At 71.7% G+C, this 16758-nt stretch carries 11 protein-coding genes; 6 read left to right on the top strand and 5 right to left on the bottom strand.

The window, feature by feature from the left end; genetic code table 11:
• Nucleotide 1 precedes the first annotated feature (1 nt).
• The 3 genes from ACIP89_RS01880 to ACIP89_RS01870 are packed head-to-tail and all read right to left on the bottom strand — an operon-like array spanning nucleotide 2 to nucleotide 3331.
• Nucleotides 2-1465: a pyridoxal phosphate-dependent decarboxylase family protein gene (locus tag ACIP89_RS01880; protein WP_401921523.1), complete on the bottom strand. Its 1464-nt coding sequence runs from the start codon at nucleotides 1463-1465 to the stop codon at nucleotides 2-4.
• A complete protein-coding gene (locus ACIP89_RS01875; protein WP_401921525.1) occupies nucleotides 1455-2831 on the bottom strand; it encodes an MFS transporter in 1377 nt (458 codons plus the stop codon). The genes ACIP89_RS01880 and ACIP89_RS01875 overlap by 11 nt, the downstream gene beginning before the upstream one ends.
• A gap of 41 nt (nucleotides 2832-2872) precedes the next feature.
• Nucleotides 2873-3331 (bottom strand): GNAT family N-acetyltransferase, encoded by a 459-nt coding sequence (locus ACIP89_RS01870; protein ID WP_401921526.1) that lies wholly within the window; start codon nucleotides 3329-3331, stop codon nucleotides 2873-2875.
• 80 nt (nucleotides 3332-3411) lie between these two features.
• Between ACIP89_RS01870 and ACIP89_RS01865 the strand changes: the two genes are divergently transcribed.
• Nucleotides 3412-3945, top strand: a complete 534-nt coding sequence (locus tag ACIP89_RS01865) for a DUF4240 domain-containing protein (protein WP_402112429.1) — start codon at nucleotides 3412-3414, stop codon at nucleotides 3943-3945.
• A gap of 48 nt (nucleotides 3946-3993) precedes the next feature.
• On the opposite strand, the gene ACIP89_RS01860 is transcribed toward ACIP89_RS01865, so the two are convergent.
• Entirely contained in the window at nucleotides 3994-4644 is a 651-nt protein-coding gene (locus tag ACIP89_RS01860) for a DsbA family protein (protein WP_401921529.1), read from the bottom strand.
• A gap of 133 nt (nucleotides 4645-4777) precedes the next feature.
• Here ACIP89_RS01860 and pepN (ACIP89_RS01855) point away from each other — a divergent pair, with 133 nt between their 5' ends.
• From pepN (ACIP89_RS01855) to ACIP89_RS01840, 4 genes are all read left to right on the top strand, one after another.
• The gene (gene pepN / locus ACIP89_RS01855; RefSeq protein WP_402112426.1) at nucleotides 4778-7375 is read left to right on the top strand and encodes an aminopeptidase N; all 2598 of its coding nucleotides are present in this window, start codon (nucleotides 4778-4780) and stop codon (nucleotides 7373-7375) included.
• 296 nt (nucleotides 7376-7671) lie between these two features.
• Nucleotides 7672-8739, top strand: coding sequence for a hypothetical protein (locus ACIP89_RS01850; protein WP_402112423.1), 1068 nt, complete (start codon nucleotides 7672-7674; stop codon nucleotides 8737-8739).
• Between the two features lie 176 nt (nucleotides 8740-8915).
• Nucleotides 8916-12227: a S8 family serine peptidase gene (locus ACIP89_RS01845; RefSeq protein ID WP_401921532.1), complete on the top strand. Its 3312-nt coding sequence runs from the start codon at nucleotides 8916-8918 to the stop codon at nucleotides 12225-12227.
• A gap of 177 nt (nucleotides 12228-12404) precedes the next feature.
• A complete protein-coding gene (locus ACIP89_RS01840; RefSeq protein ID WP_402112420.1) occupies nucleotides 12405-13433 on the top strand; it encodes an aspartate-semialdehyde dehydrogenase in 1029 nt (342 codons plus the stop codon).
• A gap of 55 nt (nucleotides 13434-13488) precedes the next feature.
• Here the strand turns inward: ACIP89_RS01840 and ACIP89_RS01835 are convergent, their stop codons facing one another.
• The gene (locus tag ACIP89_RS01835) at nucleotides 13489-14010 is read right to left on the bottom strand and encodes a DUF1203 domain-containing protein (protein ID WP_402112417.1); all 522 of its coding nucleotides are present in this window, start codon (nucleotides 14008-14010) and stop codon (nucleotides 13489-13491) included.
• A 113-nt stretch (nucleotides 14011-14123) separates the two neighbouring features.
• Between ACIP89_RS01835 and pepN (ACIP89_RS01830) the strand changes: the two genes are divergently transcribed.
• A complete protein-coding gene (gene pepN, locus ACIP89_RS01830; RefSeq protein WP_401921535.1) occupies nucleotides 14124-16700 on the top strand; it encodes an aminopeptidase N in 2577 nt (858 codons plus the stop codon).
• Nucleotides 16701-16758 lie beyond the last annotated feature (58 nt).

Raw genomic sequence — 16758 nt, 5'->3', positions numbered from 1 at the left:
CTCAGATCCGGAACACCGAGCCCACGAACTCCGCGAGCAGCCGTTCCTTCAGCGGTCCCGGCAGGGCGTCCAGCAGGACCAGGACCGGGGCCATCCGGGCGGGCAGTCCGCCGTCGCCGGTGAGGCCCGCGAAGGCCAGGACCGCGTCGATCTCGTCCGGGCCGAGGGCGGACGGGTCGAGCCCCGCGGCCAGTTCGGCCAGTCCGGGGTCCACCGCGACCGGGGGCAGTGCGCGGGCCGCGCGCAGGGCGGTGGCGAGGTCGGTGAGCAGGGCGTCCACCTGGCCGACCGTGGCCGGGGTCAGGGTGAGGTGCAGGTTGGGCGGCAGCCCGTCGAAGGACAGCTGCGGCTGGAGGTACCAGCCGCGCTCGCGCATCTCATCCGCCAGGTGCAGCAGCAGGCTCAGGCTCGGGGCCCCGTCCGCCGGGTCCACGACCGTGAACGCGACGAGCCCCGCGGCGGGGGCACCGAGGACCCGTACGTCCGCCGTCGCGCGCAGCCCCGTGAGCAGCCGGCCGGAGGCCTCGGCCACCCGGGCGGCCAGTGCGGTGTAGCCGTCCTCTCCGACGTACCGCAGGACCGCCCACGCCTGGGCCAGCAGCCCCGCCGGCTTGGTGCCCTGGACGGTCGGGTTGACGACCGGGTAGCCGGGCCAGCCCGCGTGGGCGAAGTACTGGTGGCGGCGGAGCGCCGCGTCCCGGTAGAGCACGACCGAGGCGCCCTTGTCCGCGTAGCCGTACTTGTGCAGGTCGACGGAGAGCGAGGTGACGCCGGGGACGGAGAGGTCGAAGGGCGGTATCTCCTGTCCCGCGCGCCGCAGATGGGGCAGCAGCCAGCCGCCGATGCAGGCGTCCACGTGGCACAGGACGTCCCGTTCGGCGGCGGCCGCGGCGATCTCGGGTACCGGGTCGATGACCCCGTGGGCGTACGAGGGCGCCGAGGCGACGACGAGGGCGGTGCGCGGGGTGATCGCGGCGGCCGTGGCGGCGGCGTCGGCCCGGTACGTCGAGCGGTCCACCGGCACCACGACCGGTTCCAGGCCCAGGTAGGCGGCCGCCTTGTGGAAGGCCGCGTGGGCGGTGGACGGCAGCAGCAACTGGGGTTCGCTCACCCCGCGTTCGGCCTTCGCGTGGTCGCGGGCGGTCTTCACCGCCAGCAGTATCGACTCCGTGCCGCCGCTGGTGAACGTGCCCTGCGCGCCGGGCGCGCCCAGCAGCGCGGCCGCCGCGCCCACCACGTCGTTCTCCAGCCGGGCCACGCTCGGGAAGACCGTGGGGTCCAGTCCGTTGACGGTCGCGTACGCGGTGTACGCGGCGGCCGCCAGCTCGTCGAGGCCCGCCAGTCCCGCGTCGTAGACGTAGGCGAAGGTCCGGCCGCCCCGGGTGGGGGCGTCGGCGCCGCGCAGGGCGGCGAGTTCGGCGAGTACGGCGTCGGCGGGGACGGCGGGTGCGGGGTCAGTCGGCATGGGCGGGCTCTTCCTGGAGTGGGTCTTCGTAGCGGTGCAGCATCCACAGGCTCGCGGCGGCCAGGACGGCCGGCAGCACGCTCATGCCCAGGGCGATCCCGGTCAGCGCCGCGCCGGGCTGGTCCACCCGGTGGCCGGCGTCGGAGGAGCGGAACCCGGTCGTGGCCAGGACGAGCGCGAACAGCCCGGCGCCGAGCGCGAAGGCCAGGGTCTCGGCGGCGGTCCAGAGCCCGGTGAAGGTCGCGGCGCGCCGCTTCCCGGTCCGGGCCGCGTCGGCGGCGATGGTGTCCGCCAGCATGGTCAGGGGCAGCAGCTGGAGCCCGGCGTAGGCGATGCCGATGACCGCGGTGGCCGCGTAGCCGAGGGCGGGGCCGCCCTGCCGGGTGAAGGCGAGCGCGACCGCTCCGGCCAGGTAGAGCAGCGAGGCGCACCCCTGGGCGTACTTCGTGCCGCGCAGCCGGGCCAGCCGGGTCCACAGGGGCGTGAACAGCACCAGCGGGCCGATCAGGCAGGCGAAGAGCGGGGTGACGGCGCCCGGCGAGCCGAGGGTGTACGTGGCGAAGTACTGGACGCCCGCGAGCATCACCCCGATCGCCAGGGCCTGGAGCGTCCACATGGCGGCGAGGTGGCGGAAAGGGCCGCCGGAGCGGGCGGTGGCGAGCTGGGCGCGCAGCGACGGTTCGGCCTCACTGCGGGCGACGGCCGGGGCCCGGCGGGTGGTGGACCAGGCGCCGAACATGCCGGCGGCGAGCAGTGCGGCGACCGCGAGGCCCATCAGCCGGTAGCTCGCCGGGGTGTCGCCGCCGGCGTGCGCGATGGCCGGGGCGAGCGCGCCGGAGAGCAGGATGGCGACGCCGAGGAAGGTGACGCGCCAGCCGAGCAGGCGGCGCCGTTCGGCGGGGTCCTCGGTCATCTCGGCGGGCATCGTCACGTACGGCACCTGGAAGACCGCGTAGGCGGTGGCGGCCAGCAGGAACAGGGCCGCCACATAGCCGGCGGCGGCCGCTCCCCGCAGCGGCGGTGCGGCGAAGAGCAGCGCGAAGAACGGCGGCAGGGTGCAGGCGCCGGCCAGCAGGAACGGCCGGCGCGGGCCGCCGCGCAGCCGGCTGCGGTCGGACAGTGCGCCGACGAGCGGGTTGATCAGGACGTCCCAGGCCTTGGGCAGGAAAACGGCGGCGCCCGCGACGGCGGCGGGCACGGCCAGGACGTCGGTGAGGTAGTAGAGCAGGATCAGTCCGGGCACGGTGGCGAAGGTGCCGGTGCACAGGGAGCCGAGCCCGTATCCGATCCGGACCTGCCGTGGCAGGAGCGGGCCCGGTTCGGGCCCCGGGCCCGCTGTCGCGTCCGTCGGGACGTCGGCTGGCATGCCGCCGATCATGAACGAGAGTTCGAGCCCGCGGCAAGGGGTCAGCGTGACGTGAGTGTGAACTCCAGCAGCGGGAGTTCGCGGCCCGGGACCGATCCGGAGGGCGTCGTGCCGATGCGTACCGCGCCCATCGCCCGGTAGAACGGCTCGGCGTTGGGGTCCGCGTCGATCGTGAAGCGGGCGAACCCGAGCCTGCGGGCCTCGGAGACGACGTGTCCGAAGAGCAGCCGGCCCACTCCGCGCCCGACCGCGTCCGGCTCGGCGAACATCATGCCGAGCACTCCGGTGGGCGCCGTTCCTTCCAGGGTGGTGAAGCCGAGGACCCGGCCGTCCTCCTCCGCGACCGCGGTCCGGCGGGGGCCGATGTCGTCGGGGTCCATGGTGAGTTCGGCCCGGCAGGCCGCGAGGAACTCCTCGTCGTATCCCCAGTACGCCTTGGAGCGCAGGGCGAGTCCGGTCAGTTCCGCGGCCTCGGAGGGGCGTGCGGGCCGTACCTTCATCCGGTTCTCCGTCTCGCTCGGCGGCTTGTCAACGGTGTCTCCGGACCATGATGTCAGTCCTGTCCGTCATGCTTCATCCCATGGACTCCAAGGACTTCTGGAAGCTGATCGACGACGCCCGCGCCCTGGTCACGGACCCGGCGGACGCACAGGACGTGGCCGACCGGATCTCGGATCTGCTCGCCGAGCGGCCGGCACGCGAGATCGTCGCGGCGCAGCAGTTGCTGTGGGACCTGATGGCCGCCTCCTACCGGGCGCCGCTCTGGGCGGCCGCGTACACGGTGAACGGCGGCTGCTCGGACGACGGGTTCGACTACTTCCGGGGCTGGCTCATAGCGCAGGGCCGTGACGTGTTCGAGCGGGTGGTCGCGGATCCGGACGCGCTGGCGGAGCTGCCGGTGATCAAGGAGGCCTCGGCCGACTACGAGGAGGTGGAGTGCGAGCGCATGCTCGGGGTCGCGTGGGACGCCTACCGCCGGGTGGCGGGCGAGCAGCTGCCCCGCGGCTCGTTCACGGTCGATCTTCCCGCCCTGGATCCCGAGTGGGACTTCGACTTCGACGACGAGGACGAGATGGCCCGGCGGCTGCCGAGGCTGGACGCGCTGTACGGGTGAGACGGCCGGGTGCGGGCCCCGTGGCGCACGGGGCCCGCACCCTCGTGGTCAGGAGAAGTCGGGCCCGGCGGTCCGGGTCCGCTTGATCTCGTAGAAGCCGGGGATCGAGGCGACGAGCAGCGTGCCGTCCCACAGCTTCGCCGCGTCCTCGCCCTTGGGGGCGGGGGTGACGACCGGGCCGAAGAAGGCGATCTGCTCGCCGTCCGCGCCGGGCACGGCGATGACGGGGGTGCCGACGTCCTGGCCGACCTTGTCGATGCCCTCCTTGTGGGAGGCGCGCAGCTCGGTGTCGTACGCGTCGGAGTCGGCGTACTCCGCGAGCTCGGCCGGCAGGCCGACGTCCTCCAGCGCGCCCACGATCGCCTCGCGGGTCGGTCCCTCGCCCTGGTTGTGGAAGCGGGTGCCGAGCGCCGTGTAGAGCGGGCCGACGATGTCGTCGCCGTGCTTCTGCTGGGCGGCGATCACCACCCGGACCGGGCCCCAGGCCTTGTTCTCCAGGAGGTCGCGGTACTCCTCGGGCAGCTCGTCCAGCCGGGGCTCGTTGAGTACGGCCAGGCTCATCACGTGCCAGCGGACCTCGACGTCGCGGACCTTCTCCACCTCAAGCATCCAGCGGGAGGTCATCCAGGCCCAGGGGCAGAGCGGGTCGAACCAGAAGTCGGCGGGGATTTTGCGGGTTGCCGTGCTGTTCTCAGACATGTCTCTCCTCAGGCGGACCGATCTCCATCTGTGCGCCAGAACACCGAGGGACGCTCCGGCCATTCCCGCACGCCCGGCCGGGAAGCGGCATGGGAGGATCAAAGTATTCGAACGTGACACAAAGGAGTGTGCCGTGCCCGGTGAAAACCTGTCCCGCGACGAGGCCCGCGAGCGGGCCGAGCTGCTGACCGTCGACGGTTACGACGTCGAGCTCGACGTCCGGTCCGCCCTCGGTGAGGCCGACGGGGACGGCGGCCCGGAGTCCGGTCCGCGGACGTTCCGCTCGGTGACCACGATCCGGTTCCGCGCGGCGCGCGGCGGTGCGTCGACCTTCGCGGACCTGATCGCGCCGTCCGTGACCTCGGTGACGCTGGACGGCGCCGCGCTGGACCCGGCGGCCGTCTTCGACGGGACCCGGGTGGCGCTGGCGGAGCTGGCGGAGGGCGAGCACGTCCTGGTGGTGGACGCGCAGTGCGCGTACAGCCGCACCGGCGAGGGCATGCACCGCTTCGTCGACCCGGAGGACGGCGAGGTCTACCTCTACACGCAGTACGAGCCGGCGGACGCGCGCCGTGTCTTCGCCAACTTCGAGCAGCCCGATCTCAAGGCCCCCTACCGCTTCCGGGTGACGGCCCCCGAGGCGTGGACGGTGTGGAGCAACGGCGCCGAGGAGTCCCGCGAGGGCGGGGTGTGGCGGTTCGCGGAGACCGAGCCGATCTCGACGTACATCACGGCGGTCGTGGCCGGTCCGTACCACTACGTGACCGACTCCTACAGCCGGACGTTCGAGGACGGCACGGAGCTGGAGATCCCGCTCGGCGCGCTGTGCCGCAAGGGGCTGGCCAAGCACTTCGACGCAGACGACGTCTTCCTGATCACCAAGCAGGGACTGGACTTCTTCCACGACAACTTCGACTACCCGTACCCGTTCGGGAAGTACGACCAGGCGTTCGTGCCCGAGTACAACCTCGGCGCGATGGAGAACCCGGGCTGTGTCACGTTCCGCGAGGAGTACATCTTCCGGGGGAAGGTGACGAAGGCGGCGTACGAGGGCCGGGCCAACGTCATCCTGCACGAGATGGCGCACATGTGGTTCGGCGACCTCGTCACCATGCAGTGGTGGGACGACCTGTGGCTCAAGGAGTCGTTCGCGGACTTCATGGGCGTCTTCGCGATGGTGGAGTCGACCCGGTTCGAGGACGGCTGGATCACCTTCGCCAACAACCGCAAGTCCTGGGCCTACCGCGCCGACCAGCTGCCGTCCACCCACCCGATCACGGCCGACATCCGTGACCTGGAGGATGCCAAGCTCAACTTCGACGGCATCACCTACGCCAAGGGCGCCTCCGTGCTCAAGCAGCTGGTGGCGTACGTGGGACGGGACGCGTTCCTGGAGGGCGCCCGGCGCTACTTCAAGAAGCACGCCTACGGCAACACCCGGCTGGGCGACCTGCTCTCCGTGCTGGCCGAGACGTCCGGCCGCGACATGACCGGCTGGTCGCGCTCCTGGCTCCAGACGGCGGGCGTCAACTCGCTGACCCCGCTGGTGACGTACGACGCCGCGGACCGGATCACCGAACTGGCGGTCCTCCAGGAGGCGGCCGCATCGCACCCGGAACTGCGCCCGCACCGGGTCGCGGTCGGCCTGTACCGGCGCGCCGCCGACGGTGACCTGGTGCGATACGCACGGGCCGAGGCGGACGTGGCGGGACCGCGCACGGTGATCACGGAGCTGGCCGGGGCCGAGCGGCCCGAGCTGATCCTGGTCAACGACGACGACCTGACCTACTGCAAGGTCCGCTTCGACGAGGTGTCGCTGACCACGCTGCGCTCGCACCTCGGCGACATCACGGACCCCCTCGCGCGGGCGCTGTGCTGGTCCGCGCTGTGGAACATGACGCGGGACGGGCTGATGCCGGCCCGCGACTTCGTCTCGCTGGTGCTGGACTTCTCCGGCCGGGAGACGGACATCGGTGTGCTGCAGATGCTGCACGCCTGGACCCGGACGGCGCTGGTGCACTACGCGGCACCGGCCTGGCGCGAGGAGGGCGGCCGGGCGCTGTCCGAGGGCGCGCTGCGCGAGCTGCGGCTCGCGGCGCCGGGCAGTGAGCATCAGCTGGCCTGGGCCCGGTTCTTCGCGGCGGCCGCCGCCTCCGACGCGGACTTCCAGCTGCTGTCGGGGCTGCTCGACGGCACGGCCAGGATCGACGGGCTCGACGTCGACCAGGAGCTGCGGTGGGCGTTCCTGTCCCCGCTGGCCTCGCACGGCCTGGCCGACGAGTCGGTGATCGGGGCCGAGCTGGCCCGCGACGACACCGCGTCCGGCAAGCGCCACCAGGTGCGCTGCCTGGCCTCACGCCCTTCGGCGGCGGTCAAGGCGCAGGCCTGGGCGGGCGTCGTGGAGTCGGACGCGCTGTCCAACGCGCTGGTGGAGGCCACCATCCTGGGCTTCGCGCAGTCCTCGCAGCGGGAGTTGCTGGCGCCGTACGCGGCCAAGTACTTCGAGGTCATCGAGCGGGTGTGGGCCGAGCGGTCGATCCAGATCGGGATGGCCGTGGTGAAGGGCCTGTTCCCGGCGCTCCAGGGCGACGCGTCGACCCTGGCGGCGGCGGACGCGTGGCTCGCCGCGCACCCGGACGCGGCTCCCGCGCTGCGGCGGCTGGTGCTGGAGGCACGCGACGACCTCGACCGGGGTCTGCGCGCGCAGGCGTGCGACGGCGGAACCGCCTGAGGCGTGCGGTGCCCGGCTCGTCCGGCGTGACGGTCCCGTCCAGGTGCCCGGCACCTCGGCGGGGGTTCCGTCCTCGAAGCCGGACGGGCCGGGACTCGCCGGGTGCGGGCTGCACGCGGCGTGCGCGCCGGGCGCTCGGCGGCGCCGGCGCGCTCCCCCGGGAGGGACCGTCATCCCTGGCGGTACGGGCCTTTCCGGTTCTCGAACGTCCGTACTTCAGGACGGTGTTGTCCTGGAATGTCGACGGACCTGTAACAGGGGTTACGGCCCCGGCGGCGCGCGGGATACCCCGGAGCATGACCCAGAACACCCCGCTCCCTCCCTGCCACCTCCGGATCACCTCCGATGTACGGCAACGCGTGCTGTCCGCAGCCCAGTTGAAGGCGCGGGGTGTCTCCGCCGCGCAGGCCGCCGGACAGTGCCGGACCGGCGGTCCGTGGCAGCAGCCGCTGCCCGGTGTCTATGTGCTGCACCCGGGGCCGCTCAGCGGCCGGGAGCGGCTGCGGTCCGCCCTGCTGCACGCGGGACGCCCGCCGGTCTCCGGCCGGCGGGCCGCGCCGGTGCGGACCGGTGGTGCCGACCCCGCGTACGGCGAGGCGATGGTCACCGGGCTCGCCGCGCTGTCGCTGCACGGGTTCACCGCCGCGCCGCCCACCGTCTCGCTGGACCGGATCGACGTACTGGTCCCCCGGGCCCGCCGGCTGCGCTCCGTGCGGTACGCGCATCTCGTGCGGACGCCGGAACTGCCGGAGCCCGAGGTGCTGGACGGGCTGCCGGTCGCGCCGGTGGCCCGCGCGCTGGCCGACGCGGTCGCCGGGCTCAGCGACGCGTTCGCGGTGCGCCGGCTGCTCACGGAGGCGGTCCGCGACGGTCACTGCGAACCGGCCGTCGTGGTCGGTGAGCTGAACCGGGCCAAGGTCCTCGGCCGCCCCCAGGTGGTGAACGCGGTGGACTCGCTGCTCGCGGAGGGCCGGGCGCTGGCGGAGGACCGGCTGTACGGCCTGGTGCGCGGGTACGGGCTGCCGGAGCCCCTGTGGAACGTGGATCTGCGGCTGCCCGGCGGCCCGCATCTGGGCGGGGTGGACGCCTACTGGCCCAAGGAGGCGGTCGCGCTCGAACTGGACACCAGAGCGCCCCGGTTCAGCCGGCTCGACGACGACCGCCGACAGGAGGAGCACGACGCGGAGTGGTCCGCGTACGCCGCCCGGCGCGAGCACCTGGAACGGCTGGGGGTCACCGTCGTCCACCTCTCCCCCCGGAAGCTGCGCGAGGCGCCGGAGCGGCAGGCGGTCGTGGTGCGGACGGCGCTGATGGCGGCGGCCGCGCGGGAACCGGCCGCGTATGTGGTGATCCTGCCCCGGTGAGCCTCCCGGCCGCCACGTATCCACCTTTTCGTGCCACGTGACGCTTCGGCACCAGTGGCGGGAGTCCGCCATGTACACAACTCGCCCACGCCAAGTCTCCACAAACCCCTGTCATTTACGAAAGGGTGAGCGGTCATCCGGTACCGATTTCCGGACTCTCTCTTTCACATACAGGGATGCTGATGACCTCCGAATCCCCCGGTTACATACCCGGAGCGAGACGCGTGGCCCGAGTCGCGGCCGCCGCCGGTCTGGTGGCCGCACTGGCCGCCACCGGCGTCGCCCCCGTCTTCGCCGCCGACGACCCGGCCGCCACCCCCGTCAAGGCCGCCACCGGCGACGCCTCCGCGGACAAGCTCGGCACGGCCGATGCCGATGTGCTCGCCAAGGCGCGGGCCAAGGGCGAGAAGAACATCACGATGATGGTCGCCACCGCACCCGGTGCGACCGAGCAGGTCAGCAAGCAGCTGAGCGCCGTCAAGGGCTCCGTGCTGGGGCGCGCGTACGACAAGCTCGGCTACGTACGGGCGACCGTGCCGACCGCGAGCGCCGAGGCCACCATCAAGGCGGCCTCGAAGCTGACCTCCGTCCACGGCATCGATCTCAAGCAGGAGATCATGCTGGACGACCCGACCCCCGCGGCCGACCGGGCGACCGGCAGCAAGGCCAAGGCGAAGTCGACGGGCAGCTACGCGGCGCCGAACAAGAAGACGCCGGCGAAGAACCCGTACAACCCGTCGTTCGAGACGGGTGCGGTCGACTTCGTCAAGCAGAACCCGAAGGCCGACGGCCGCGGCATCACCATCGGTGTGCTGGACGCGGGTGTCGACCTCGGCCACCCCGCGCTCCAGAAGACCAGCACCGGCGAGCGCAAGATTACCGACTGGGTGACGGCCACCGACCCGGTCAGTGACGGCGACGGCACCTGGCTGCGGATGACGGACGCCGTGTCCGGCCCGACCTTCACCTACAAGGGCCGCACGTACTCCGCGCCCAAGGGCAAGTACCGGATCAGCCTGTTCGCGGAGGCCGCCACCAAGGGCGGCGACATGGCGGGCGACCTGAACCGCGACGGCGACACCACCGATGTGTGGGCCGTGCTGTACGACCCGGTCACCGGCACCACCCGGGTGGACCTGAACAACAACGCGGACTTCCGCGACGACACCGTCATGAAGCCGTACAAGGAGAAGCACCAGGTCTCCTACTTCGGCAAGGACAACCCGCGCACCGATGTCGTCGAGCGCATCCCGTTCGTCGTGGAGAACCGCAAGGGCGTCGTCTACAACGCCGCCGGCGACACCTCCGACTACGTCTCCATCGGGGTCATCGAGTCCGAGCACGGCACGCACGTCGCGGGCATCACCGCCGCGAACGGCCTGTTCGGCGGCAAGATGAACGGTGCCGCGCCCGGCGCGAAGATCGTCTCCTCGCGCGCCTGCACCTGGGACGGCGGCTGCACCAACATCGCGCTCACCGAGGGCATGATCGACCTCGTCGTGAACCGCGGTGTCGATGTCGTCAACATGTCGATCGGCGGCCTGCCGCCGCTGAACGACGGCAACAACGCCCGCTCCGAGCTGTACAAGCGGCTCGTCGACATCTACGGCGTCCAGCTGGTCATCTCGGCCGGCAACGACGGTCCGGGCGTCAACACCATCGGGGACCCGGGCCTCGCCGACCACGTGATCTCGGTCGGCGCGTCCATCTCCAAGGAGACCTGGGCCGCCAACTACGGCTCGGCCGTCACCAAGAAGTACGACATGCTGCCGTTCTCCTCGCGCGGTCCGCGTGAGGACGGCGGCTTCACGCCGACGCTGACGGCGCCCGGTGCGTCGATCAACTCCACGCAGACCTGGCTGCCCGGCTCCCCGGTCGCCGAGGCGGGCTACTCGCTGCCGGCCGGTTACTCCATGCTCCAGGGCACCTCGATGGCCTCGCCGCAGGCCGCCGGCGCCACCGCGCTGCTGCTGTCCGCCGCGAAGCAGAAGCACATCGAGCTGCCTCCGGCCGACCTGCGCACCGCGCTGACCAGCACCGCCACCCAGATCAAGGGAGTGCCCGCGCACGCCCAGGGTGCCGGTCTGATCGACATCATCGCCGCCTGGAAGCAGATCAAGAAGCAGGGCGCCCCGGCGCACGAGTACACCGTCAAGGCCCCCGTCGACACCGCGATCGACTTCGCGCTGAAGACTCCGGGCTTCGGCACCGGCCTGTACGACCGCGAGGGCGGCCTCAAGGCCGGCCAGAAGAAGTCGTACGACGTCACGGTCACCCGCACCACGGGCCCGGACAAAAAGGTCGAGCACAAGCTGTCCTGGAAGTACAACGACGGCACCTTCAAGCTGACCGGCCCGAAGACCGTCTCGCTGCCGCTCGGCAAGCCGGTGACGGTCAAGGTCCAGGCGGAGCCGGGCAGCGCGGGCGTGCACAGCGCGATCCTCCAGGTCGACGACGCGAAGACCTCCGGCATCGACCAGCAGATCCTGGCCACCGTCGTCGTCTCCAAGAAGCTGACGAAGCCGGGCTACGCGTACAAGGCGTCCGGCTCGGTGCAGCGCAACGGCACCACGTCGTACTTCGTGACCGTGCCGGAGGGCGCCAAGACCCTTGAGGTCGCGATGAGCGCCCTGCGCTCGGGCAGCCAGACCCGCTTCATCTCCATCCACCCGTACGGGGTCGCGGTGGAGGACAGCGGGACGCCGTTCTGCTACCCGAACTACGAGAACCCGGCCAACACCTGCCGCCCCGACGTGCGCTCGTACGCGGACCCGCAGGCCGGCGTCTGGGAGATCGAGGTCGAGGCCCGTCGTACCTCGCCGCTGCTGGACAACCCGTACAAGCTGGATGTCTCGCTGCTCGGCGCCTCCTTCGACCCGGCGGTGCAGACCATCCCCGAGGCGAAGATCGGCACCCCGGCCAAGGTGGACTGGACGGTCACCAACAACGCGGGCACCCTGGAGGGCAAGCTCAAGGGCGGCTCGCTGGGCTCGGCCAAGGTCGACCGCCCGTCGATCTCCACCGGCGACGAGCAGACCACCACGGTCACCATCGGTGAAGGTGTCGAGAAGCTCGACATCGCCATCGGGAACACCGCGGACGCCAACGCCGACCTCGACCTGTACGTCTACCGGGGCTCGGCCCAGGTGGGCGCCTCCACCACGGCCGGCTCCGAGGAGTCGGTCAGCCTGGTGAAGCCGGCCGCCGGCACGTACACGGTCGTCGTCGACGGCTACGACGTCCCGGCCGGCACCACCGAGTACGACTACCGCGACGTGTACTACTCGTCGTCGCTCGGCACGCTCTCCGTCGACGAGTCGAAGGCCGTCAACCTGGCCGCCGGCGCGTCGGCGCAGGTCAGCGCCGAGGTCGCGGTCGCCGGGGCGGCCCCCGAGGGCCGGCAGTTCTTCGGTGAGATCCAGCTGGTGAACGCCCGGGGCACCGCCGCGGGCACCGGCAGCGTCGTGATCGAGAAGGTCACGCCGTAACGGCATCGCGCTGAACATGTGATCCGTACGACAGTGGGGCGGGCGCTCGACGGGCGCCCGCCCCACTGCGCTGTGCGCACCCTGTCCGCTCCCCGGACAATGGATTGGACAAGGGAGCCGTGGACATACGCATGATGGACCGGCAACCGTGCCGTTCGTACGCTTGAAGGAGTTCCTGTGAAGGTCGGAATCGTCGGCGCCACCGGTCAGGTCGGCACAGTCATGCGCAGGATCCTGGCCGAGCGGAAGTTCCCCGCCGACGAACTGCGGCTGTTCGCCTCCGCGCGCTCCGCGGGCTCCACGATCGAGTGGCAGGGCCGGAGCATCACCGTCGAGGACGCCTCCACCGCCGACTACACCGGTCTGGACATCGTGCTGTTCTCGGCCGGCGGCGCGACGTCGAAGGCGCTCGCCGAGAAGGTGGCCGCCCAGGGTGCCGTCGTGATCGACAACTCCTCCGCCTGGCGCAGGGACCCGCAGGTCCCGCTGGTCGTCTCCGAGGTCAACCCGCACGCGGTCGCGGACCGCCCCAAGGGCATCATCGCCAACCCGAACTGCACCACGATGGCCGCCATGCCGGTGCTGCGCCCGCTGCACGACGAGGCCGGCCTGGAGGCGCTGACCGTCGCCACGTACCAGGCGGTGTCCGGCTCCGGACTGGCCGGCGTGGCCGAGCTGCACGGCCAGGTCTCCAAGGTCGTCGCAGAGGCCGACAAGCTCACCCACGACGGCGGCGCCGTCGACTTCCCCGAGCCGGACATCTACAAGCGTCCGATCGCCTTCAACGTGCTGCCGCTGGCCGGCGCGATCGTCGACGACGGCTCCTTCGAGACGGACGAGGAGCAGAAGCTCCGCAACGAGTCCCGCAAGATCCTGGAGATCCCCGGGCTGAAGGTGTCCGGCACCTGTGTCCGGGTGCCGGTCTTCTCCGGTCACTCCCTCCAGGTCAACGCCCGGTTCGCTCGGCCGATCGGCGTGGAGCGCGCCTACGAGCTGCTCGCGGCGGCCCCCGGCGTGGAGATCTCGGAGATCCCCACCCCGTTGCAGGCCGCCGGGCAGGACGCGTCCTTCGTCGGGCGCATCCGGGCCGACGAGACCGTGGAGCACGGTCTCGCGCTCTTCGTCTCCAACGACAACCTGCGCAAGGGCGCGGCGCTGAACGCGGTCCAGATCGCGGAGCTGGTCGCGGCGGAGCTGAAGGGCTGACCGGGATCAGCCCGTCCGCGGGGGTTCGGGGGCGCCGCCCCCGGGCCCCCGCTCCTCATTCGCCGGAGGGGCTTGAATCCGGGCGCCGGACCTCGAAGTGCCAGCAGCCGTACTCCACCGCCCTGACGTGCACCAGCGCCACCTCGGGATCGGCGAACGCCTCCGCGAAGGCCTCGTCGAAGCCCCGCTCCTCGTCCGCCGGGATCTGGAGCAGCCGGCCGCCCACGATGCGCCCGTCCCCGTTGTAGCGCCGCACCGTCCGCAGCGCCCCCGCCCGTGAGAACGGGTAGCCGGTGCGGCCGGCCGCCGGGCCCCCGCACTCCTCGGCGTGGATGAAGACGGGGCCCTGCTCGTCGTACGCCCCCGGCCTCGCCCAGGCCGCGGCCGCCCAGCGGCGCAGCGGGGCGTAGGAGACGAGGACGATCCTCTCCCCCGCCTCGTTGCCCCGCAGGCAGCAGCGCAGCGGGCTGCCCGCGTCCGCGGCGGTGTACGGGAGGCAGGGGCGTCCCGCGTCGTCGGTCTCCCGGAGTCCCCTGAGCGCGGCCTCGTCGATCGCGCGTGCCTCGTAACTGGTCATACGGAGAGAATGGCCCGCCCCGACGGTACGGTCCGGCGGAAAACGGACATCGCCTTGGGCGCGGGTCACGTGGAAGGATGACCGGAAACATCACACATCAAGGAGATGACCGCGTGCCTGGCACGAATCTGACCCGCGAAGAGGCACAGGAGCGGGCGCGCCTGCTGACCGTGGACGCGTACGAGATCGATCTCGACCTCTCCGGAGCGCAGGAGGGCGGGACCTACCGGTCCGTCACCACCGTGCGCTTCGACTCCGCAGAAGCGGGGGCACAGACCTTCATCGACCTGGTCGCCCCGGCCGTGCACGAGGTCGAGCTGAACGGCAAGCCCCTGGACGTCGCGGCCGTGTTCCGCGATTCGCGCATCACCCTCGCGCACCTGGCGGCCGGCTCCAACGAGCTGAAGGTCGTCGCCGACTGCTCGTACACGAACACGGGCGAGGGCCTGCACCGGTTCGTCGACCCGGTCGACCAGCAGGCGTACCTCTACACCCAGTTCGAGGTGCCGGACGCGCGCCGTGTCTTCGCGAGCTTCGAGCAGCCCGACCTGAAGGCGACCTTCCGGTTCACCGTGAAGGCCCCGTCCGGCTGGACCGTGATCTCCAACTCCCCGACGCCGGAGCCCACGGACGACGTCTGGTCCTTCGAGCCGACGCCGCGCATCTCCACGTACATCACCGCGCTGATCGCCGGCCCGTACCACTCGGTGCACAGCAGTTACGAGAAGGACGGGCAGAGCGTCCCGCTCGGCATCTACTGCCGTCCCTCGCTCGCGGAGTACCTCGACGCGGACGCGATCTTCGACGTGACCCGGCTGGGCTTCGACTGGTTCCAGGAGAAGTTCGACTACGCGTACCCCTTCGCCAAGTACGACCAGCTGTTCGTCCCGGAGTTCAACGCGGGCGCGATGGAGAACGCGGGCGCGGTCACCATCCGCGACCAGTACGTGTTCCGCTCCAAGGTGACGGACGCGGCGTACGAGACGCGGGCCGAGACGATCCTGCACGAGCTGGCCCACATGTGGTTCGGCGACCTCGTGACGATGGAGTGGTGGAACGACCTGTGGCTGAACGAGTCGTTCGCCACCTACACCTCGATCGCCTGCCTGTCGCACGCCGAGGGCTCGCGGTGGCCGCACTCCTGGACCACGTTCGCCAACTCGATGAAGACCTGGGCGTACCGGCAGGACCAGCTGCCCTCGACGCACCCGATCATGGCCGACATCCGTGATCTGGACGACGTCCTGGTCAACTTCGACGGCATCACGTACGCCAAGGGCGCCTCGGTCCTGAAGCAGCTGGTGGCGTACGTCGGCATGGACGAGTTCTTCAAGGGGGTGCAGGCCTACTTCAAGGCGCACGCCTTCGGCAACACCCGGCTCTCCGACCTGCTGGGCGCGCTGGAGAAGACCTCCGGCCGCGATCTGAAGACCTGGTCGAAGGCGTGGCTGGAGACGGCCGGCATCAACGTCCTGCGCCCGGAGATCGAGACGGACGCCGACGGCAACGTCACCTCGTTCGCCGTGCTCCAGGAGGCGCCCGCGCTGCCCGCGGGGGCCAAGGGCGAGCCGACGCTGCGGCCGCACCGGATCGCCATCGGCTGCTACGAGCTCGACGAGGCCGGGAAGCTGGTCCGCACCGACCGGATCGAGCTGGACGTGGACGGCGAGCGCACCGCCGTGCCGTTCCCGGCCGACACCAGGCGCCCGGCCGTCGTGCTGCTCAACGACGACGACCTCTCGTACGCGAAGGTCCGGCTCGACGAGGAGTCGCTGCGGGTCGTCACGGAGCACCTGGGCGACTTCACCGAGTCGCTGCCGCGCGCCCTGTGCTGGGCCTCCGCCTGGGACATGACCCGGGACGGCGAGCTGGCCACCCGCGACTACCTGTCGCTCGTGCTGTCCGGGATCGGCAAGGAGTCGGACATCGGCGTCGTCCAGTCGCTGCACCGCCAGGTGAAGATGGCGCTGGACCTGTACTCGGCGCCCCAGTGGCGCGAGGCGGGACTGACGCAGTGGACCGAGGCGACGCTCGCGCACCTGCGCGCGGCGGAGCCTGGCAGTGACCACCAGCTGGCCTGGGCGCGTGCCTTCGCGGCCACGGCCCGCAACCCGCAGCAGCTGGACCTGCTCCAGTCGCTGCTGGACGGTACGGAGGTGATCGAGGGCCTGGCCGTCGACACCGAGCTGCGCTGGGCGTTCGTGCAGCGGCTGGCCGCGACGGGGCTGCTGGACGAGGACGAGATCGGCGCCGAGTACGAGCGCGACCGGACGGCGGCGGGCGAGCGCCACGCGGCGGCGGCGCGTGCGGCGCGTCCCTCCCAGGAGGCGAAGGCGGAGGCGTGGGCCTCGGTCGTCGAGTCCGACAAGCTGCCGAACTCCCTCCAGGAGGCGGTCATCGGCGGGTTCGTCCAGACCGACCAGCACGAGCTGCTGGCGCCGTACACGGAGCGGTTCTTCGCCGCGGTGAAGGACGTCTGGGACTCGCGCAGCCACGAGATGGCCCAGCAGGTCGCCATCGGCCTGTACCCGGCGCTCCAGGTCTCGCAGGAGACCCTGGACGCCACGGACGCCTGGCTGGCCGCCGCGGAGCCGAGCGCGGCCCTGCGCCGGCTGATGTCGGAGTCCCGTTCCGGTGTGGAGCGGGCGCTGCGGGCCCGTGCGGCGGACGCGGCGGCGGCGACCGCGTAGCAGGGTCCGGATGTGGAAACCGCCCGGCGGGCAGGCGCTGAAGCGCAGCCGTCCGCCG

The sequence above is a fragment of the Streptomyces sp. NPDC088730 genome (assembly GCF_044751215.1).
GTDB lineage: Bacteria > Actinomycetota > Actinomycetes > Streptomycetales > Streptomycetaceae > Streptomyces.
The sequence above is the reverse complement of the archived record's forward strand: the minus strand, read 5'-3'. Positions and strand labels throughout refer to the sequence as shown.